Genomic DNA, 21,584 nt, shown 5'->3' with positions numbered 1-21,584 from the left:
ACTATTGTTCGTTAAACAGGTTTAATTTTTTTACCCAAGATGTTTTTCTTTCTAATAAGAAAATATCTAAAAATAATAATAACAATCCGGCAAACAGAAACCACTGAAATTGATCTTTAAAATCTGCGAACTGCTTGGCTTCAAATTCTTTTTTATCCATATTTTGCAGTACAGTAGTCACTTCTTCTACAACTTCACTTGTATTTCTACCATCAATGTATGTGCCATTTGCTTCATTGGCTATTTCCTGTAAAGTTGTCGGGTTTAATTTAGTAATTACAGTACCTCCCTGACTATTTTTCTTATACGTTTGTACAATACCATTTCGTTTTATAGGAATGGGTGCTCCTTTTTCTAATCCTACACCTATTGTAAAGATTTTAATTCCTTCTTTGGACGCTTCTTCGGCAATGGCTTTTACATTACCTTCATGATCTTCTCCATCACTTACAATAAACAAAACTCTATTGGTTTGCTCTTCATCATTATAGTATGTTTTTGCCAATTCTATAGCTTCATAAATTGCGGTTCCTTGAGAAGATAGCATTTCTGTATTCATAGATTGTAGAAACATCTTTCCCGAAGCGTAATCTGTAGTAATCGGCAATTGAGGAAAAGCACTACCTGCATATGCAATGATCCCAATACGATCGCTTGCCAGGTTATTGATAATCTGGGTAACCAATTGCTTTGATTTTTCTAATCTATTGGGCGCAATATCTTCGGCTAGCATACTTTTAGATACGTCTATCGCAAAAACGACATCTACTCCTTCTCGTTTTACGGTTTCTAGTTTTGTACCCACCTTAGGATTAACCAAAGCTATCACAAGACAGGCTATTGCTAAGCTAATTACAATGATCTTTAATACTGATTTAAAGATAGATCGATTAGGGCTCAATTTTTTAAGAAGTGCTGCATCTGCAAACTTCTTTTGAGCTGTCTTTTGCCATACTAATACTCCCAAAAATAGTAGAATTAGTACTGGAATACCCAATAACAACCAGAAATATATTTTCTCTTCTAATATGTACATTTTCTACCTTATTCATTAAATCTCATGTGTTTTCAAAACCTTCGAGATTTATATTTTTTTAAATAAAACTTCTAAATATTGTATATCTAAACAAAAATTCTACAAAAATTAATAATCCCGCCAGTAGCACTAGTGATCTAAATTTTTCTTCATAATTATAGAATTTAAACTCTTCGATATCTGTTCTTTCTAATTTATCAATTTCCTGATAAATCTGTTGTAATTTTTTGTTATTTGTTGCTCTAAAATATTTACCCCCGGTAACTTTAGCTATTTCTTTTAATAAATCTTCATCGATTTCTACCTGTACTCTACCATATTGAAAAGATCCGTTTGGTAATATAGCAACGGGAGCCAAAGCCATTCCGTTTGTACCAATACCAATTGTATAGGTTTTAATACCATATTCTACTGCTAGTTCTGAAGCAATCTTAGGATCGATAAAGCCAGCATTGTTAGAACCGTCTGTAAGTAAAATAATCACTTTACTCTTAGCTTTACTATCTTTAAGTCGATTTACAGATGTCGCTAGTCCCATTCCTATAGCGGTACCATTCTCTAAGACATTATCATATTTTACATCTTTTAAACTTCCCAGCACAATTGATTTATCACTTGTAATTGGGGTTTTGGTAAAGCTTTCTCCTGCATATACAACCAATCCAATACGGTCATTAGGTCTATCTTTAATAAATTCTGCAGCTACTTCTTTTAATGCTTCTAATCTGTTTGGCCTAAGGTCTTTTGCCAACATACTGGCAGATACATCTATAGACATTACAATATCGATACCTTTGGTAGTCTTGGTTTTGGTAGATACATCTACTGTTCTTGGTCTGGCTAATGCAGTAATAATTAAAGATAATGCTATTAGACGCATAATAAACAGTAATGGCTTTAGTTTGGTAAGCCAACTTCCTGAAACTTTAAATCCTTTAACACTAGATATTTTTAAGGCAGCTTGCTGCTTATTTCGTTTCCATATATACCATCCTATAGCTAATGGAAGTAGTAAAAACAACCAAAAAAACTGTGGATTTTCAAATGTAAAATTTTCAAACATCGTTATTTGGTATTTCTAAGTTCTACAGAATTAATAATACGCTCGGCAACATCTTTCGCATAACGATCTTCAACATCATATACCAAAGTGATTTGTTGAAATCCACCATTTTCTGCAAAATTCAACATTAAGTAGCTGTTTTTTTGTTTCTTTTTGGTTACAGGGTTCACTATTTCCAGATCACCAAATACCTTAACTCCTTTTGCTCCACCTAAAGTTTCATATTCTTCATCCTTTACAGAAATATTCTTCGCTCCCAAAGATTCAAATTTTCCTACAACACCTTCTACTACTTTATCTAATTCTATTTCGGTAGGCTGTTTATATTGTACTGTGGTTACGACTACATAGAAATTTCCTGCCAGACTTCCGTATACAAAAGTTTCATTTCCTTTAAGAATTTGCTTTTGTTCTTCTGTCATTTGATACGCATTACGAATCAATACCCTGGGAGTAGCAACAGTAACAGGAGGAGAACCATATGCACTTGTAATCCATTCGGTTTCTGCCAACTCTTTTGTAGGGTGCCCCAGTAGTGTATCTTTTACAACATCATACCCCTTTACTAAAATAAAGATGAGTAATGTAGTAACTATCACCCCTACGGCCGCAAGGCTTCCGAAAATAATTCTCTTCCTGCGTTTTTTTTCGGCTACAGTTTTTCTATACTCTTCATCTGCCAACAATTCTTCTTCGGTTGGTTCTGGTATTGCGCTTTTTGTCTTATGAATCACTTGCTCAATAACATTACGATCTGCTCTTGCTGTTATGATATCGGGTTTAGATTTGGCGAATTTGGCCATATCTGCAGTTTTTAGCACATTCTTAAGCTCTTCAATAGTGGTTTTATCCAAATTAAGATTTCCTGATCTAATCTCTTCATCAAGTCTCATAATCAACTCATCGGTTGTACTCTCCATCGCATGATCATACACTTCTTCATCAATATATTTACGAGCGGTATCACTTAGTTGCGAATAGTATTCTTTATGTGAATCTTTTTCTAATAAATGAGATTCGTCAATTTTCTGAAGTGCCAGTATTGCTCTCTCGTAGGGTGGTAGCTCATTCTCTTTATTGGCTTTTCGTTTTTTTCTTCTAAATACAAAAAAAGCAATCAATCCTAATATAAGTAATGAACTCCCAATCCATAAGAGCCATTTCTTCCAATCAAAAGCAAATTTGGCATCTACATCAACCAGAGGTTTGATCTCGTACATCTTTTGTTTGGTGGTATCGACCAAAACATCTTTAACCTCAACTTTAAGAGAATCGGTAAAAAAAACCTTATCACCAATCACTACTTTTTGCCTTGGTATGGTATAATGACCAGAATCAAATTGAGTTAACGCATATTCTTTGGTAAGATTAAAACGTTTTCCGTTTCTAGAGGTATCTATTTTTTGAGATTCAATTACTTCTAAAGGAGTAAATGTTTGACCTTCAGGAAAAACAACTATCTGGGTAGAATCTGCTTCGACTTGCATTTTATATCGAATCTCATCTCCTATTTCTATTGTAGTAGAGTCGATTGTTGCAGAAACCTGCGCAAAAGCTCCAAATCCACTAAAAACAAAGAATATCGCCCAGGTAAAAAGCCTAAAAGCTCCTGGTTGTATACTTCTTTTTTCAAATCGTAATTCGTAATTCGTCATTCTTAAATCTTCCTTATCCTCTTCTTTTAAAATAGCCTAACAATTTCTTCACATAGCTCTCATCAATTCTACTACTTAAAGAGCCGGCTCCACTGCGAGTAAAACTATCTTTAAAATACTCTACTCTTTCATGATAATATTTACTGTAATTGGTTCGTGTTTTTTTAGAGCCAGTATTTACCAATAAAAGTTCTCCTGTCTCTTCATCTTCCATTTGTACCATTCCCAGGTTAGGGATTTCTTCTTCTCTTCGATCATACACTCTAATCCCGGTAACATCGTGTTTTCCTCCTGCAATTTTTAATGTATGTTGATAATCATCTGCAATAAAATCAGACAGTATAAAGACGATCGCTTTCTTTTTCATCACATTGGATAAAAACTTCAGTGCTTCTGTAATATTAGTTTTCTTACTTTTGGGCTCGAATTCTAATAGTTCTCTTATAATCCTTAGCACATGAGATCTTCCTTTTTTAGGCGGAATAAATAATTCTATTTCATCGGTAAATAAAATCAATCCGATCTTGTCATTATTCTGAGTTGCAGAAAATGCTAAAGTTGCAGCAATTTCGGTAATGATTCCTTTTTTAAATTGTTCCTGAGTACCAAAAAGTTGTGATCCCGAGACATCTACCATCAACATCATAGTAAGTTCTCGCTCTTCTTCAAACACTTTTATGTAAGGTTCATTATAGCGAGCAGTTACATTCCAGTCTATATTACGTACATCATCACCAAATTGATATTGTCGTACTTCACTAAAAGTCATACCCCGTCCTTTAAAAGTAGAGTGATACTCTCCCCCAAAGATGTGGTCACTTAAGCGACGTGTCTTAATTTCAATTTTTCGAACTTTTTTTAGTAACTCCTTAGTATCCATTATTATGATTTACGATTGATGAATCTGCGATTAACGATCTCAGATTCTCATATTAAAATCCAAAATCGTAATTCTAAAATCCAAACCTCTATGGTACTTCAATTTCGTTTACAATCTTATTAATGATATCCTCTGAAGTTACGTTTTCTGCTTCGGCCTCGTAGGTAATTCCAATACGATGGCGAAGTACATCAAGAATTACTGCACGAACATCTTCAGGAATCACATATCCTCTTCGTTTAATAAAGGCATAACATTTTGCTGCAGTAGCCAAATTGATACTTCCACGAGGTGATGCTCCAAAATTGATTAAAGGTTTAAGTTCTTCTAAACCATATTTTTCTGGGTAACGCGTGGCAAAAATGATATCCAGGATGTATTTTTCGATCTTTTCATCCATATATACTTCTCTAACCGCTTTCTGAGCATTAATAATCTGCTCAACCGAAACCACAGGATTTACCTGCTCAAAAGATCCTTTGAGGTTAGCGCGAACAATGAGTTGTTCTTCGTCTAATTTTGGATAATCAATTACTGTTTTTAGCATAAAACGGTCAACTTGAGCTTCTGGTAAAGGATATGTTCCTTCCTGCTCAACTGGGTTTTGTGTTGCCATTACTAAAAACGGTTTGTCTAATGTAAAAGTCTCATCACCAATGGTTACCTGCTTCTCTTGCATAGCTTCTAGTAAAGCACTTTGCACTTTTGCCGGAGCACGGTTAATCTCATCTGCTAAGACAAAATTGGCAAAAATTGGTCCTTTCTTAATCGAAAAATCATTCTCTTTCATATTAAAAATAAGAGTTCCCACTACATCTGCTGGTAATAAATCTGGTGTAAACTGAATACGACTAAAACTACCTTGAACAGCTTTAGACAATGTATTAATAGCTAATGTTTTTGCCAAACCAGGAACCCCTTCCAGCAAAATATGACCTTGACCCAATAACCCAATGAGTAATCGTTCGACCATATGTTTTTGACCTACAATTACCTTGTTTATTTCTAGAGTTAGCAGATCTACAAATGCAGATTCTTTCTCTATTTTCTGATTGATTGAAGCAATATCAATAGCATTATTCTCTTCCATCTATTTTATTTTTTAAGGCGTGAATTTAACATTCATAATCCAACATTGCAAATTGTCGAATTAATTTTCATGCTCTTGTTAATTCTTGGTTAAATGTGCACTATAAAACCTGTTTTGGGCATAAATTTTACAGTATATTTAAACCACTTTTACAAAAAATTGGACATAAAGATTTTCATCGTTTTTACGATGATCTTATCAAAAGACGTATCTAATGTAAAGGTGTTGCATTTTTTTAAAATATTAAATTTACTTATGAAAACAGCATTAATCACAGGGGCCACTAGTGGGATTGGAAAATCTACCGCAATAGAATTAGCAAAACATAATATAAACCTTATTCTTTGTGGGAGAAGACAAGACCGATTAGACACCCTACAAGATGAATTAAGTAAAAAAGTGCAAGTACACACACTTTGTTTTGATGTTAGAGATAAAGACAAGGTTTTTTCTATGATTAAAAACCTTCCATCAGAGTTTAGTACAATTGATATTCTTATTAATAATGCAGGAAATGCACATGGCCTTGACCCTATTCAGACCGGAGATCTTGATGACTGGGATGCTATGATAGATATTAATGTTAAAGGACTATTGTATGTTTCTAAAGCAGTTATACCAAAAATGATTGCTGTGCAATCTGGCCATATTATTAATATTGGCTCGATTGCAGGAAAAGAAGTCTACCCAAACGGAAACATCTATTGTGCAAGTAAACATGCTGTAGATGCTATTAACAAGGGAATGCGTATGGATCTTAATTCATACGGTATTAGAGTAGGCGCTATTCATCCGGGGTTAGTAGAAACCGAGTTTAGTAACGTTAGATTTAAAGGTGATGATCAAAAAGCAGATACTGTGTATAAAGGTTTTGATCCCCTTACTCCAGAAGATATTGCAGATATTATAGCTTTTGTGGTTACCCGACCCTATCATGTTAACATTGCAGATCTTATTGTATTCCCTACTGCACAGGCTGGCAGTACAATAGTTAATAAAAGTTTATAATTTCTTTATTCTCATCGCATTGTTGCCCCAATAAAAATGGCTAAGTTTATATTGGGAAAAGTTTCAATTGCTATTTGTAAACGGAATGATCAACAAACGCCTCCTTATTAAAAACCTACTGGCACATAATGACGAAAATAGTTTTTATGACAAGAAACGTAAACTTAATATTGGTGAGAAAGAAGGAAAAGCTAAATTCTTAAAACATATTTGTGCACTAGCAAATTCTAATCCCAAAAATAATTCATATATCGTAATAGGAGTTGAAGATGAAGATAATCAAATCATAGGAGTTGATTTTTTTGATGATAGTAAAATCCAAAACCTTGTAAATGCATATTTAGATAACCCTCCTATTGTGTCATATGAAAATATTCCTTTTCCGCATTTGTCATCGGATAAAGTAGTAGGATTGGTAACAATTCGACCTCAGGGAGGGCAACTCTGTTCTCTCCGTAAGAATATCTGGAAATATTATGGAGGCAGCGTCTTTTTTAGAGATGGTAGTATGAGTATGCCTAAAGTTTTTGATATTGAAATCAAAGATGTCAACTCAGAAATTGTAACTGCTATAGAAAGTCATGCCCAGAATAATATAGAACTCACTCTGGATGGCGTTTTTGATTTTATGAACTCTAGAACAGATTACAATCCCACATATAAGGTTTTTAAAGAATATTTTGTGGTCTGCTGGGCAGCCAAAGAAAAACGACAAAACGGAGAAGTATATTACTCTCGAGTAGATATCGAATTAATCAATGAGCATGTAAAGTTATTTTACTCAGAATTAGATGAAGTGAGTATATCGTTAACCGATGATCAATTTAAGATTATAGAATATGTACAATTAGGCTTACAGGACACTTTTAGTTATTATCCTCTAGAAGAAGTAGTAATTACCTTTAAGGACAATGCCAGTTATGATATCGAAAGTAAGCTTCTTTTTGAACCACCACAATTTGATCGTAAAACATTATATCATTTATATAATAGTAATAATGCATTAATCGAGAAGTTAAAAAACAAAATTCCGCTATCAAAAAACGAGGAAAAAGATATTGTAAATCTTCCTGCTACGTATTTGATTTGTTATTTTAATGATATTAGTGATGCAAAAGATAAATTAGAAGAGGCAAAACCATATTTAAAACTTTATGACGATACTATATATTCTCTCTGTAAAGAAAGCATTCGGGTTTTGAGAAAAGTTAGATATAGTTAAGAAAGCAAAAATGATCAACAATTAACCAGCTATGGGAAGAATTTTAGTAATTGGAGATATTCACGGTGCGTTAATCGCATTAGAACAAATACTTGAAAGAGCAAAGGTAACCAGAGACGATACGCTTATATTTCTGGGAGATTATGTAGATGGCTGGAGTCATAGTGCCCCATTGGTTTCATTCTTGATTAAACTCAAAGCCTCCCATAATTGTATTTTTATTAAAGGAAATCATGATGAACTTTGTTATACCTGGCTCACACAACACACTCACAATCCCGAGTGGGTACAACACGGTGGTCAAGCGACTATGGATTCGTATGCTAAACTATCACAAGAAGAAATTAATACCCATCTTAGTTTTTATGAAACCCTTAATAATTATCATATAGATACTCACAATCGTTTGTTTCTTCATGCCGGGTTCACCAATCTTCATGGACCGCATCGGGAATATTTTAATGAATTATTTTATTGGGATAGAACTTTATGGGAAACTGCATTGGCTACAGATCCCAACTTAAAAAAGACAGATCCAAAATACCCTAAACGATTGTTACTTTTTGATGAGATATATATTGGGCACACTCCTGTTACACGAATCAACCAGACCACTCCAATACAAGCTATTTGCGTATGGAATATGGATACAGGAGCTGCATTTAAAGGGTCACTTACTATAATGGATATTAATACCAAAGAGTTCTGGCAAAGTGATCCTGTATACCAATTATACCCAAATGAAAATGGTAGAAATTAAAAATTTATCATAAAAAGGGGTAACAAAAATTTAAAGCTATTGATCTAAGGTTGTTAATGATAAAAAATCACATATCATGAAAGCAACAATAAAATTTTTAGCGTATTTGTTAATAGCTCTTTCCTTACTATTTATAATCATAAAGGAAAAGATCAACCAAGTAGAAAAGTCAATCTTAAATGTCGAGTCTAGCTAGGTAGATATTGAGTACAATTACAACTCTTCTTTTTGTTCTATTCTTCAAAATGAAATAACCTGTAGAACTAGTAGAATTTTTTAAATACGAGTTTAAGGCAATACAAATTCAGGAAACAACCCTTATAAATATATGGTTTTACCCTATTAAAACTAAGGTTTTAACCTCTTGATGGTTTTTTAAACACTCTTCATCTTTGTAGTATAAGGTTGTAATTGTAGAATCGATCACTAAAAACACTTCGCAAATAAACAATAGAGTATTCACACAATTAATAATTAATAACATGAAAAGTATGGAAACAATAATGAAATTTTCTAAGTATAGTATTTTGGTACTAATCTTATTTTTAAGTGCTTGCGCAGATGATGGAGTCGATGGTCAAATAGGGCCACAAGGACCTGCGGGAGCTGATGGGGCAAATGGACAGGATGGAAACGCTAATGTAGTTTCTGTTTTATTCGAAAACCAGACGATATCTAACGGGGATAATGTTTTTGACATTCCTCAATTGACACAGGAAATATTTGACACTGGTATTGTTTATGCCTATGTAACCGTAACAGGAAATAATTATTGGGAAGTATTACCGCTTAGTTTAGGTCAACAAATCATTTTGGAGATTGATAAAATTGAGGTAGGAAAAGCTACATTACGAGCTACTTTTAATCAATCTAATCTTAGACTTCGATTTGTACTGGTAGAAGGTAATGATGCCAGCGGTATTAATTTTGAAAACTACCTAGAAGTACAATCATTCTATAATCTAACAGATTAACTTCGGTATGCAACAGTTAAGTATACGTAGCAAAAAAAGTTTTTGATTATATAATAAACTACAAATAACCTTTACCCGGTAAATTGGGTAAAGGTTATTCTAATTATAGCATTTCAAAACTAATTTGTTTTTCAGAAAAAATATTTAGCACGCTTTATAATTATTATATTGTTCTAAACCATTTGATGTGAGGTATGGAATAAGTAATCTATTTACATACTCGACGTACTGGTTTTCAAGATTTTTGTCCAGAAATTTTTCTAAAGAAAGATTAAGAAAAAAGAATGTTCTTATAGCTCCACTCAACTCCATTAAATAATCCAAATCTTTCTTATTCAATTCTGCCCGAATTATTCCTTGATCTTGCAATTGCTCTAAAATGCTTTTGTAGAACATTTTTCTACTATTATTGTTTTCTTCAAAGTTTGTGAAAACAGTCCTAAAATTGCGTTTTATTTCAATATAATCGACATAAAAGAAAAGGTACTTCATAGAAATTTTAAATGTCTTTTTAGGAGCATCCAAAATTTCATAAAATAAATTACTATTTATAAAAGAGATCACAATCGCTTTTGTTTCGATCATCATGTCATTATACAAGGCAGTTATCAGACAATTTTTGGTTCTATAGTGATACGTAATATTGCCATAGCTTTTATTCAATTCTTTTGCCACCTCTCTTAAGGTTACATTCATAACTCCTTTTGTATTAAAAAGTTCAAGAGCTTTTTCTTTAATTATATCTTTAATATTCATTACTATAAATTTAATTAGTCCATTTGGACTAATTTTTGGCAAAATAGTATATTTTTGTTAAAAAACAATACAGTATGGCAAACACAAGTATTTATAAAAATAAAGAAACGAGAGATGTCATAATGAAATTATATGATGAAAAACTACAATCATGTAAAATTGAATATGAGGACATTTACGTAGATACAAAAGCAGGTAAAACACATATAATTACCACAGGAATGCCAGGAAACCCTCCGGTTATTATTTTACATGGCATAAATGCAGGTGCTCCATTAGCTATAGAACCCATAAAAAACCTAAGAGATGATTATCGAATTTATGCCATAGATACTATAGGTCAAACCACCAAAAGCACAGAAAACAGATTACCTATTACTGATAATTCTTATGGGGAATGGATTTCTGAAATCATGGATATTTTAACTATTGAAAAAGCTACTATAATCGGTATTTCCTATGGAGCATTTTTATTACAAAAAATAATGTCCTACCAGCCAGAGAAGGTACACAAAGGTATATTCGTCGTTCCCAGTGGTCTTGTCAACGGCTCTTTTGGTACATCAATGAAATATCTAACCTTTCCGTTATTAAGCTTTCTATTTACTAAAAAAGAAAAATACCTTCTAAAATTTATGAACGCGTTTTACACTACAATAGATGAGTATTCTATTACTTTTCAGAAGAACGTTTTATTAGGTACAAAAATGGATTATCGAAGACCTCCTCTTCTGCAAAAGAAAGATGTAAAGCGTCTAACCGCTCCTGTTTATGCAATATTTGCCGATAATGATATCTTTTTTCCTGGTGAGAAAGCTCTAAAGAGATGTAAAGAAATATTCTACAATTTTCAGGATTCTATTTTCTTAAAAAACACAAAACATATTCCTGATCAAAAAACATATGTTCAGATCGAAAAACAAATAAGCGTATGGCTGAAAGAGTCATAAATCAACATAAGAAAGCATTTTACTTTACCATTACAAATAACCTTAATCTATAAATAGAAAAAAATCTCTAACACAATTTATATGAAGTACTGGGGTCTTGCCTTCTATAAACGTTATATTAATAACACACTCTCAACGATAAATAGCAATGGGGCATATGCTAAAAAATTTACTATATATAATTTCTGTTCTTATTCTATCGAATGTATATTGTTATAGTCTCAATGCCCAAAATAATTTACATAAAAACACAACTCAGATTCCTTTCGAAGCATATAAAACTATCGATGATACGCTATCGATATATGATATTATAAAATCTGATTCCCTCTTTCGATCATCCAACTATTTTACCGATAAAACCAGGCCCAAAGATATTTATTGGATAAAAATCGACTTCAATAAAAAATTAAAAATAGATAGTCTCTGGTTTCTAAAATCCAACAATTATGCACATGCATCTATGTTTTGTTTCGAGAACAAAATACTGGTAGAAAAGAAATTTGGTTTATTTGATGGTTCAGAAAAAATTAATTCTATATCTCATATTAATAGAATACCTTTTAAACGTAACTCACTTATCAAAAACCAATTTATATATTTAAAAATAAGACGTTTAAGGTTTTCAGATCGTGTTATGAATTGGAAATTTCATTATACTTCACAACCTTTAAATCAATCATCACAAAGTAATTACCTTCAAAAAAACATTAAAAATCCGGTACGCAAATATATTTTTACAGGAGTGTGTTTGGTTATGTTCATTCTCACTTTTGCTTTTTTTATAACTTCGAGAAATTTTGAATTCTTATTTTACTCTTTATATATTTTATGGTTATTTATCTACCTAAATGGTCCATTACTTATAGCAAATAATATCATTTTTGATGACTATAATAGTACTACTCATTGGTTTTTTCAGATTGCACAAATATTAATTAATTTATGTTATGTTTATTTTGTTTCGTTTTATCTAGCCACAAAAAAAGACTATCCAGCGCTCAATCGTGTTATAAAATGTATCATTTATACACTTATCATCATTATAATTATAGACAGTTTCTTTTTGTATTTTAAATATTTTGAAGCCGCTATTTATATCATGAATATTCAGCGTCTAATAATGACGCTTTTTGGTATTGGTGGAATGTTTTATTTACTACTTACTGCCAAAAATCGTTTAGCTTATTTTATAGTCGCTGGATCATTCTTATTCATGATAGGCACCCTAGGTTTCTTTTTTACCAAGTCATGCGATTATATGATGGCGGGAGCAACTCTCGAAATCATAATTTTTGCACTAGGCCTGGCGTATAAAATACATCAGGAGCATAAAGAAAAACTTCTATTCGAAAAAGAATCATTCATCAACAATTGCAAAGCGCTAAGAGCTCAGATAAATCCACATTTTATTTTTAATTCCTTAGGGTCGATTCAACATTTAATTGTATTCGAAAAAAAAGAAGCTGCTTTAAAATATCTTGCTAAGTTTAGCCACTTAATGCGAAACCTGCTTGAGAATTCTATAGAAACAAATATTGTATTATCTGATGAAATTAATTTACTATATCAATATCTAGAATTAGAAGCTTTACGTTTTGATGCCAGTTTTGAATATGCCATTCATATAGATGATACGCTAAACTCTGATGCCGAAGAAGTACCTATGTTGATTATTCAACCATTTATCGAAAATGCAATCCTATATGGTTTATTAAATAAAAAAGGAGAGGATAAAAAACTAAACATTTGTTTCAGAAAAGAAAAAAATTATATTATTTGTGAAGTAGATGATAATGGTATAGGAAGAAGTGCTGCGAAAAACATAAATTCATCTTATAAAAAACCTACAAAATCGAGAGGTCTAGAATTGACCGAAAAAAGATTACAAAGATTTCACAAATCTGAACAAAAAAATATAGAAATTATAGACAAAATTAATAACCATGGCGAACCCATAGGAACTAGGGTAATTATCAAAATTCAAACCGAATAAAATTTTCTAATTATGAGCTTAACAGCAATAATTGTAGATGACGAAAAACACAGTAGAGAGGCCTTAACAAAATTAATAGAAGAATTTTGCCAGGAGACTACTGTTCTAACAACTGCAAATTCTGTAGTAGAAGCCATTGACAAAATTAAAAGTAATAAACCTGATGTTGTTTTTTTGGATATAGAATTACAATCAGGAATAGGTTTTGATATCTTAACCCAAATCGATACCATAAATTTTGAAGTAATTTTTACTACTGCTTATGAGCAATATGCCATACAGGCCATAAAATTTTCATCTTTAGATTATTTACTTAAGCCTTTGGGTATTGAAGAACTCAAAACTGCTGTAGAAAAAGCAAAGAAAAAGAAAGATCAGGAGATTTATAAAAAAAAGTTAGAAATCCTAATAGATAATCTACAACAACAGCCAAAGTTTAATAAAATATGTCTCTCTACAGCAGATAGTGTAGAGTTTATTAATATAGAAGATATTATATACTGCAAGGCTAATGGAGCTTATACTTCATTTATTCTTAAAAATAATATATCTCTTTTAGTAAGCAAACATCTTAAAGAATATGAAAACTTATTGATCGAACAACAATTTATGAGAACACATAATAGTTTTTTAATCAATTTAAAAGAAGTAAAAAAATTTGTGAAATCAGACGGAGGTTATATCATCATGAATAATGATGACATCATTAACATTTCAAAAAATAAAAAAGAAAAGTTTCTTATTGCCATGAGCCATATACAGTAATTGTATTACAAAGCATATTCTCATCAATTCTATTTTCAAAAATAAAAACCATACCGATTAATAGTATATCAATTAAAAAGCCATATCTATAAATTGAAACTAGATAACCATTAATTCTATCTGGTCTTTGTTTTACGGTGTCTTTAAGTTTGAACTTCATCTTAAAACTTACAACCATGAAAAACAAAATCAATTTTAATTTAGTAAGAATCCTTGTAATTTTCACTCTTTTCTTATGTTATTCTTGTAGTTCTGAAGAAGATACAATGCCAGAAACTACAGAAGCAGTAACAACTAAAACTTTGGCAACTATAAGTTTGCCTAGTAATACTATAATTACTTTTAAAACAGAGAGCGATGGTATCGTCTTTGAGGCCTCAGGAGATTCTGATAATTTTGGCGAATTAGATAAGTTAAATGATTTAAGCTTGTTAGATCGTTTTTTAACTTTAACCGACAAGAGTATTGCAGTACCTATAGATCTTATCAAATTAGAAGAAGATCAAAAAATCAAAGAAAAAGCATTACAGCGAGGTATAATAGAAAAACATAGTACAAATATTCCTATTTCTAAATCATTTTTAAACCATATTAAAGCCCTACCATTCCCTTCTCTGTGTAATGGGTGGGAAGAAAGATACGTTGAACAAACACTATCAAATAATGATCGTGTTACAATATCCTACAAAAATTATGATAAATATGATATTTCCGGTAGTGATCTTCATAGTACACTATCGAAATGCCGTAGAGTACAATTTGGTTTAACCAATTGCGATTATAACAAAGAATTAAGAATTTATCATCAGTACGCTCCTAATAATGGTCCTGCAAAAACTTATGCCATTATCGATATTCCTCCACGTAAACATAAATATTATTCAAAATCATTTTTCACAAAAGGAAAACGATTCATTAAAATCGTAAGTTTTAATGGGCATCGATATGGAGGGAAAGTACGTTTTTCAGGATACAAAGACAATGTATGGGGATTAGATAAAAACTAAATAATTATTTACCTATCTAGCATAAAAAGTGTCTCAACTTAAACTCTTAGCATGTATAATGTTTGTTAGTAATATTTAGTTAAGTAAGGAAAGGAGTACTCTCTAATCTCATATTTGGGATTAGGGGGTTCCTCTTATTTTAATAACTAACATCTTATAATTGTGATTGCTTATGATATCAACTAATATGTTAGATAATCAACTGAAAAGCGATAACCATCTATTGAAACACGCCTTTTATCAATTGCACCTCACAGCTTTTAATTAATGCTCTAAATTTACCCAAACGCTGATATATAGAGTTAAAGTTTACTATCTAAACTTTTGGTATAAATCAGTATAGTTATTTAGAAATCATAATATTTTACATCATGCTAAACCATATTTTAAACTTAGAAAACGTCAATAAAATTGACAAAAAACAGCAAAAAGGAATTGCTGGCGGAGGGTTATTCATTACTAGCTATTGCGGACAGTGTTGTCAGTACTGTAAAAGTCTTGGACATGACACAGGAGCTCTTCATAACGGAGAATGTTATTGCTCTAATTATAGACACTAAAAAAGTTTTTTCATGCCCTACTGCAGTTTTATCTGATGGAGCATGGAAAATCATAAAGGTAATTATTATATACCAATTAGTGACTCTTCTAACCACTCGTTGCGCACATAGGTTTATACTATACTTGAGTATAGCATTTTAAAAAACGCCTTGTCAAACATTGACAATTTAGAGTTTTATAAGTAATCCAGGAGTAGTTTGTGTAGTATATTTTTTAATATCACTATGCCTTTTTAAATGTTTTCCAATCTTCTAAATCCCCATCTGGGTTACTAAATATCCCCGCACTCTCTAACTCTTGATCGAATTAGAGAGTGTTTTTATAGTATGATCATACAGTTATGCAGTACAGATTTGCATTTACAACTTTTGTTACTTAAGTTGAGTTAAGTAAGGGTAGGAATTTTCCCTAATTGCGCATTCGCAATTAGGGATTTCCTTATTTCAAAAATATTAAAACACAACATAAAAAAGACCGCCTAGAAAGTATTCTAGGCGGTCTTTTTTCATTTTGATATTCTGTTAATATTGAATAACAGTTGTTCCTGGGCAACCATAAGTATGACAACCTGTTGTGTTTGCGCAATCATCTGGATCATAACTTTTTATATATGAGATAGAGATACTATCCCTTCCTCCTCTCACGATATCTAAATGATCAAATTTTACAATTTTAAATTTTTTAAGTTCCAATTTTTTTGTTTCCTGTTTTTTCATGTTCCTTACTTTATAAATGTTTGTGTAATTTTCCTCAAATCTAGAATAAGCATTTTAAAATAAATTCTATAGTGTAACCTCTTTTCAAGGATTTCAGGAATTTCGAGAAATTATTCTATACTTAAAGCAGTTAGTTTTCTCATAAAATATGAAGGTTTCATTCCTGTATTTCTTTTAAAAGCCGATGAAAAAGATTCAGCACTATTAAAACCCATTTCTTCTGCTATCCCTTGAATCGTATAATTTTTAAGAGAACTATTTTCTTTCAATTGATCAACACTATACTGTACTCTTAACTCATTTACATAATTGGTAAAACTCTTATGTTTATGATGATTAATTATTTTCGATAAATACTTGGTGTTTGTATTAATTTCTTTAGCCAAAGAAGAAATACTTATATTTTTTTTCAGAAATTCATGCCTCTCCTCAAAATGAGCTAGTTTTTCAAGAATATCACTAACTATATCATCAGCAATACCAATATCACCTAAAGGCTTTTTAGGTAATTCTTTAGTTCTCTTACCTTCATCAAGTAATTCTTTAAATTTTCGCTCATACTTCTTTCTTTTTATATATTGATAATACATAAAGGTAATAGCCATTAAAAACAGCACTATCAGAAATCCTATCCAAAAACTTAGCGTGTTGGTATTTTTTTCTAATTTCCTGATTAATATTTTCTTTTCTTTAAGGAGTAACGGAGTATCAAATTCTTTAAACAATTTTGTAGAGACAGATGTTCTATGGCTATTTACAATACTATCAAACCGCAATAACTTATTAATGTACTCTAATTGTTTCTCTCTTTCTGCTCTGAATTTGGATAAGCCGATTAAAAATTCATATCCTTTTCTAGTTTCAGAAAGGGTAATTCTTTCTTTTTGTACAATAGAATCCATACTTAAAAACTCTTTTTCAGCTTTTATTGTATCTTTTCTTTTAAGGTAAAGTTGGCCCAAATAGAAAGATCCCAGTACATAACTTTCCTTATCTTTTGAATTATACTTGTTTTGCAGAGCAATCCCTTTAACAATACTATCATATGCTTGATTATACTGTTTTTCAAAAAACAGATTGATTCCTTCATTCAAAACCAATTTACCATAAAACTTACGCTTTAGTTTTTCTGATTTCAGAGATCTTGATATCCCTATATAATTATAAAAAGATGCCGAATCGATTTGTTTATTATAGCGAAAAGATTCTGCCATGGGAATTAACGATTGTAAATAAGAAACCATATTCAACTCGTCCCTGTTCCTTTCATAAATAAAGTTTTCTTTAAAAAGCAACAAAGCTTCCTGATGCTTATCAATTTTTGTTTTAATACATGCAATATTATGATTGGTATATTGCATGTATTCTTTGTTATTAACCTTTTCTGCAAGTGATAGTGCTTGTATATAATTATCTAGTGCAAGTTGATAATCACCTTTCATAAAGTAATACCCTCCCTTAAAAGAATACGCTTTAACAGGATATTTATCATGATTCTGTCTCTTACTTATATATATAGCCTGATCTAATAATGCAATTTTTTTAGATTCTTCTGCCTCATAATATGACAAATGACTGTAAGCTTTAGCCATTTTTATAGTATCCTTTTCTGCAATTGCTTTATCCAAATATGTCGATAGATATAATTTAGATTTTACAGTATCACGACTAACATTTCTATAGGAAGCAAATAAACGATCATAACTAAGTTTGCGTAACGAATCTAAAGAAGCATCTGTTTGTTCTTGTCCTAATGCCATCTGCACGCCAAGAATTATCCAAATTAATAGTCTTAGTAAACTATATGGATCAAAAACATAGTATATTTTTTTTGGTATCAAGAGCACTTATTTACTTTATAAAATCTTATGGTAAATATAATCTTTTGATCAAAAAATTGACTTCAATAAAAACCCCTAATTGCCATCAGAAAAAACTTACATTTTATCTTTTAGTGACTGAAGATACGCCTATCAAATTCTAAAAAAAATACCTAAAAAAACAATATCGAAATTCGTGGAATTTCGACCTTGATTTCAGGAATTTCGATATAATCTACTTGTTTTCAATAAGATAGTGAATCTATATTTGCTCCAATCACAAATTAAAACAATAGACTAATTAACATTAAAAAATTAAAACAAATGAAAAACGTATTGAAATTAAAAGCCAACATAACTGCTGTTATGGTATTTACATTTATCACATTCTTTTCGTGTAATGTAGAAGAGGAAATCCAACCAGAAAATGAAGCTGGGTTAGATACAGAAGAAATCGCATTAATACCCAAAACTTTAGCTACAATACAGCTCACCAATGATGTAGAAGTAGTTTTCAAAACCGAAAAGGATGGAGTTGTATTTGAAGCCACAGGAAATGCTAATAATTTTAACGGATTAGGAGCATTAGAAAACGAGAGTATATTGAATCGTTTTTTGATATTAACCAAAGAAAACGTTCCTGTTCCTCAGGATTTGATAGACATAGAGGAAAATCAAGAATTAAAAAACAAAGCCTTAAAAAGAGGAGCTATTAAGCAGCATACGACCAAACTAGATGCTGAACTTGCATTATCGTACACCAAAGCACCAGCTAATTCTAACCATTGTTCAGGAACGCCAGGGTATTACAATACCGATGCTTTTGGTCAGTTTTATCGTACCTATAAAAATTATTTGGCCGGAGGTGCCGGAACAACAATTTATAGCTCATGGAAAAACAATGGTAACAAATGCAAGAATGTAAGATTATGGCTTTCAAATTGTAGTACCAGTAAAACTTTAAAGGCACGAACCTATTACAAAAATGTATTTGGTAATTATAAACATCTTAATACAATTAATATCTCTCCCAATACCTCCAGGTTTTGGTCTAAAACCTATCTGTCTCGTAGATATAGAAAAACATCTGTAGCAGCAACTGGTCAGGCTGGACATCGTTTTGGAGGGTACTTACTATTTTCAAATTATTAATCCGGGAATTTAAAAAAATAGAATTATGAAAAATAAAATCATATCAACGCACAGGATAACAGGCACTTCTATATTCATATTTATCACAGCCTTGTTTTTCCTTTATTCCTGTAATAAAGAAGAAGAATCCATACCAGCATCAGAATTAGAAAGTGTTAACGAAGAAATAATTCTGGTACCAAAAACATTAGCTACTATTAAATTATCTAACAATGTGGATTTAGTATTTAGAAGCGAACTTGATGGTGTAGTCATGGAAGCTAAAGGAAATACAGATAATTATAATGGCTTGGGAGGCCTAAAAGCATTAAGTTCATTAGAAATCTTTCTTGCATTAACCGACAATGATGTAGAAGTACCAGGTGATCTTCTACTCATAGAAGAAAACCAAAAAGTTAAAATCAGGGCTCAAGAAAGAAATATCATTGAAAAACATAATAAAATACTTGCCGCTAAAGATTCGCAAATACTTCAAAAATTTGAAGGAAGCTATTGTGTTGGATCTGCCAACTATAACACATACGACCAATCAGGAAAATATTATCGTATATATAATAACTATAATGCTGGTGCAGCAGGAACTACTTTTTACAGCTCGGGAAAACAAGGAGCAAGTAAATGCAAAAGATTAGAATTAGAAATAACGAATTGTAATGCTAACAGTTCTATAAAAGTGAGAACTTACTATAAAAATGTATTTGGTAATTACAAAATAAAGAAAACTATTAATGTCGCTCCACATACTTGTTCGACATATAGAAAAACGTTTCCATCAAAAAGATACCGACGTACTTCAATTTCTTCATCAGGAAATTTAAACAATCATCGATTTGGCGGATACTTATTATATACCAGATATTAGTATACATAAATCATGTTAAAATGGGTGAAGTTAATAAGCTTCAAAGGAAGTATTTTCTTTGAAGCTTATTTTTTATCCTCTGCTTTCTTTTTATTTCTCCAAAATTAATTTTTCATCGACCATTCAATTTTGTAGCTTTAGAACACAAATTTAAAATCAACTCATCAATGGGAATTTTTGACGAAATAAAGAAAAAACTTAGCCACGAATTTATAGATATCATAGAATGGTTGGACTATACCGATGATACAATTGTGCATCGGTTTGAACGCTATCAAAATGAAATTAAAAATGAAGCCAAGCTTATTGTAAGAGAAGGACAAACTGCGGTTTTCATTAATGAAGGACAATTGGCAGATGTATTCACTCCCGGAACATATACCTTAAACACACAAAACTTACCAATTTTAACAACATTAAAAGGTTGGAAATATGGATTTAATAGTCCTTTTAAAGCCGAAGTATATTTTGTAAATACACATTTATTTACCGATGAAAAATGGGGGACCAAAAACCCAATTACCTTAAACGATGATCGTTTTGGGCTTGTAGAAATTCGCGCCTTTGGAACCTATGCATTTAAGATTAATGATGCCGGTAAATTTATTATTGATATTGTAGGAACCGATGCTAATTTCACTAATTTCGAGATTAATGAGCATCTTAAAAGCTTAATCTCTACACGATTTACAGATACTATTGGTGAAGCTAATTTACCAATAGAGCTATATGCCGCTAATACTACAGAATTATCTGATACCTGTCTTGAGGTAATGCAACCCGAATTTAACGCTGTAGGTATTTCTCTGGAAAAATTCTTTATCGAGAATGTTTCTATGCCAGAGGAATTGAAAAAAGAAATATTTGAATACAGTAGAATTGATAAGCTTGATCTGGATAAATTAACCAAATTTAAAACTGCAAAAGCTATTGAAGCTGCCGCAGCCAATGAAGGAGGTACAGCAGGAGCCGGAATGGGAATGGGAATGGGATTTGTTCTAGCCCAACAAATGGGAGGCATGATGAATCCAATGGCAGGGCAACAACAAGTACAACCTCAGCAAACTACTCCAATGGCTCCACCACCAATGCCAGTGCAAGTACAGTATTTTTATGCTCAAAACGGACAACAGGCAGGCCCCGTATCCTTTGAGCAATTAAAAGCACTATTTGCCAATAGAACCATAAATAAAGATTCTTTGGTATGGAAACAAGGAATGGATAGCTGGGCTGCATTAAAAGATGTAGAAGAGCTAAAATCTTTTCTAGGCGGAAGCACCCCTCCTCCATTACCAGGGAATTAAAAAATAA

General features: G+C 31.6%; 20 protein-coding genes. 11 read left to right on the top strand and 9 right to left on the bottom strand.

Translation table 11 applies throughout. From position 1 onward, the window contains the following. Position 1 precedes the first annotated feature (1 nt). The 5 genes from ATO12_RS18750 to ATO12_RS18730 all read right to left on the bottom strand — a co-directional run bounded on the left by ATO12_RS18750 (position 2) and on the right by ATO12_RS18730 (position 5,724). On the bottom strand, positions 2–1,036 hold the full coding sequence (locus tag ATO12_RS18750) for a vWA domain-containing protein (RefSeq protein ID WP_034244914.1): 1,035 nt from the start codon (positions 1,034–1,036) through the stop codon (positions 2–4). A 58-nt stretch (positions 1,037–1,094) separates the two neighbouring features. Next, positions 1,095–2,099, bottom strand: coding sequence for a vWA domain-containing protein (locus tag ATO12_RS18745; protein WP_034244902.1), 1,005 nt, complete (start codon positions 2,097–2,099; stop codon positions 1,095–1,097). Positions 2,100–2,101: 2 nt separating this feature from the next. After that, on the bottom strand, positions 2,102–3,754 hold the full coding sequence (locus ATO12_RS18740) for a BatD family protein (RefSeq protein WP_051575947.1): 1,653 nt from the start codon (positions 3,752–3,754) through the stop codon (positions 2,102–2,104). A 13-nt stretch (positions 3,755–3,767) separates the two neighbouring features. Then, positions 3,768–4,634 carry a DUF58 domain-containing protein gene (locus ATO12_RS18735; RefSeq protein ID WP_034244901.1) on the bottom strand — a complete coding sequence of 289 codons (867 nt, stop codon included), beginning with the start codon at positions 4,632–4,634 and terminating at the stop codon, positions 3,768–3,770. An 88-nt stretch (positions 4,635–4,722) separates the two neighbouring features. Continuing rightward, the gene (locus tag ATO12_RS18730; RefSeq protein ID WP_034244900.1) at positions 4,723–5,724 is read right to left on the bottom strand and encodes an AAA family ATPase; all 1,002 of its coding nucleotides are present in this window, start codon (positions 5,722–5,724) and stop codon (positions 4,723–4,725) included. 255 nt (positions 5,725–5,979) lie between these two features. Here ATO12_RS18730 and ATO12_RS18725 point away from each other — a divergent pair, with 255 nt between their 5' ends. From ATO12_RS18725 to ATO12_RS18710, 4 genes are all read left to right on the top strand, one after another. Next, complete coding sequence (locus ATO12_RS18725) at positions 5,980–6,732, top strand: SDR family NAD(P)-dependent oxidoreductase (protein ID WP_034245227.1); 753 nt, start codon at positions 5,980–5,982, stop codon at positions 6,730–6,732. Between the two features lie 85 nt (positions 6,733–6,817). After that, positions 6,818–7,954, top strand: a complete 1,137-nt coding sequence (locus ATO12_RS18720; RefSeq protein ID WP_034244898.1) for an ATP-binding protein — start codon at positions 6,818–6,820, stop codon at positions 7,952–7,954. Positions 7,955–7,985: 31 nt separating this feature from the next. Beyond that, entirely contained in the window at positions 7,986–8,714 is a 729-nt protein-coding gene (locus tag ATO12_RS18715; RefSeq protein ID WP_034244897.1) for a metallophosphoesterase, read from the top strand. Positions 8,715–9,205: 491 nt separating this feature from the next. Continuing rightward, complete coding sequence (locus tag ATO12_RS18710; protein ID WP_131248862.1) at positions 9,206–9,688, top strand: hypothetical protein; 483 nt, start codon at positions 9,206–9,208, stop codon at positions 9,686–9,688. Positions 9,689–9,832: 144 nt separating this feature from the next. On the opposite strand, the gene ATO12_RS18705 is transcribed toward ATO12_RS18710, so the two are convergent. Then, on the bottom strand, positions 9,833–10,444 hold the full coding sequence (locus tag ATO12_RS18705; protein ID WP_131248861.1) for a TetR/AcrR family transcriptional regulator: 612 nt from the start codon (positions 10,442–10,444) through the stop codon (positions 9,833–9,835). Between the two features lie 74 nt (positions 10,445–10,518). Between ATO12_RS18705 and ATO12_RS18700 the strand changes: the two genes are divergently transcribed. The 3 genes from ATO12_RS18700 (at position 10,519) to ATO12_RS18690 (ending at position 14,155) form a co-directional block, all read left to right on the top strand. Beyond that, on the top strand, positions 10,519–11,394 hold the full coding sequence (locus ATO12_RS18700) for an alpha/beta fold hydrolase (RefSeq protein ID WP_034244894.1): 876 nt from the start codon (positions 10,519–10,521) through the stop codon (positions 11,392–11,394). 157 nt (positions 11,395–11,551) lie between these two features. Continuing rightward, positions 11,552–13,390: a sensor histidine kinase gene (locus tag ATO12_RS25085; protein ID WP_165583410.1), complete on the top strand. Its 1,839-nt coding sequence runs from the start codon at positions 11,552–11,554 to the stop codon at positions 13,388–13,390. Between the two features lie 12 nt (positions 13,391–13,402). Then, positions 13,403–14,155 (top strand): LytR/AlgR family response regulator transcription factor, encoded by a 753-nt coding sequence (locus ATO12_RS18690; RefSeq protein ID WP_034244893.1) that lies wholly within the window; start codon positions 13,403–13,405, stop codon positions 14,153–14,155. Here the strand turns inward: ATO12_RS18690 and ATO12_RS26160 are convergent. Beyond that, a complete protein-coding gene (locus ATO12_RS26160) occupies positions 14,130–14,315 on the bottom strand; it encodes a hypothetical protein (RefSeq protein WP_165583409.1) in 186 nt (61 codons plus the stop codon). The genes ATO12_RS18690 and ATO12_RS26160 overlap by 26 nt on opposite strands. 16 nt (positions 14,316–14,331) lie before the next feature. Between ATO12_RS26160 and ATO12_RS18680 the strand changes: the two genes are divergently transcribed. After that, positions 14,332–15,162, top strand: coding sequence for a hypothetical protein (locus ATO12_RS18680; protein WP_034244891.1), 831 nt, complete (start codon positions 14,332–14,334; stop codon positions 15,160–15,162). 1,082 nt (positions 15,163–16,244) lie between these two features. Here ATO12_RS18680 and ATO12_RS18670 read toward each other — a convergent pair. Beyond that, positions 16,245–16,439 carry a hypothetical protein gene (locus ATO12_RS18670; protein ID WP_034244888.1) on the bottom strand — a complete coding sequence of 65 codons (195 nt, stop codon included), beginning with the start codon at positions 16,437–16,439 and terminating at the stop codon, positions 16,245–16,247. 110 nt (positions 16,440–16,549) lie between these two features. Then, positions 16,550–18,280 (bottom strand): helix-turn-helix domain-containing protein, encoded by a 1,731-nt coding sequence (locus ATO12_RS18665; protein WP_131248860.1) that lies wholly within the window; start codon positions 18,278–18,280, stop codon positions 16,550–16,552. 303 nt (positions 18,281–18,583) lie between these two features. On the opposite strand from ATO12_RS18665, the gene ATO12_RS18655 reads away from it, so the two are divergent. The 3 genes from ATO12_RS18655 to ATO12_RS18645 all read left to right on the top strand — a co-directional run bounded on the left by ATO12_RS18655 (position 18,584) and on the right by ATO12_RS18645 (position 21,577). Continuing rightward, the gene (locus tag ATO12_RS18655) at positions 18,584–19,411 is read left to right on the top strand and encodes a hypothetical protein (protein WP_034244885.1); all 828 of its coding nucleotides are present in this window, start codon (positions 18,584–18,586) and stop codon (positions 19,409–19,411) included. 25 nt (positions 19,412–19,436) lie between these two features. Then, positions 19,437–20,273: a hypothetical protein gene (locus tag ATO12_RS18650; RefSeq protein ID WP_034244884.1), complete on the top strand. Its 837-nt coding sequence runs from the start codon at positions 19,437–19,439 to the stop codon at positions 20,271–20,273. 167 nt (positions 20,274–20,440) lie between these two features. Continuing rightward, on the top strand, positions 20,441–21,577 hold the full coding sequence (locus ATO12_RS18645) for an SPFH domain-containing protein (RefSeq protein WP_034244883.1): 1,137 nt from the start codon (positions 20,441–20,443) through the stop codon (positions 21,575–21,577). The last annotated feature ends 7 nt before the right edge of the window (positions 21,578–21,584 follow it).

The sequence above is a fragment of the Aquimarina atlantica genome, from assembly GCF_000626715.1.
Lineage (GTDB): Bacteria > Bacteroidota > Bacteroidia > Flavobacteriales > Flavobacteriaceae > Aquimarina > Aquimarina atlantica.
Note: the sequence above shows the minus strand (reverse complement) of the source record. Positions and strands in the feature narration are given on the sequence as shown.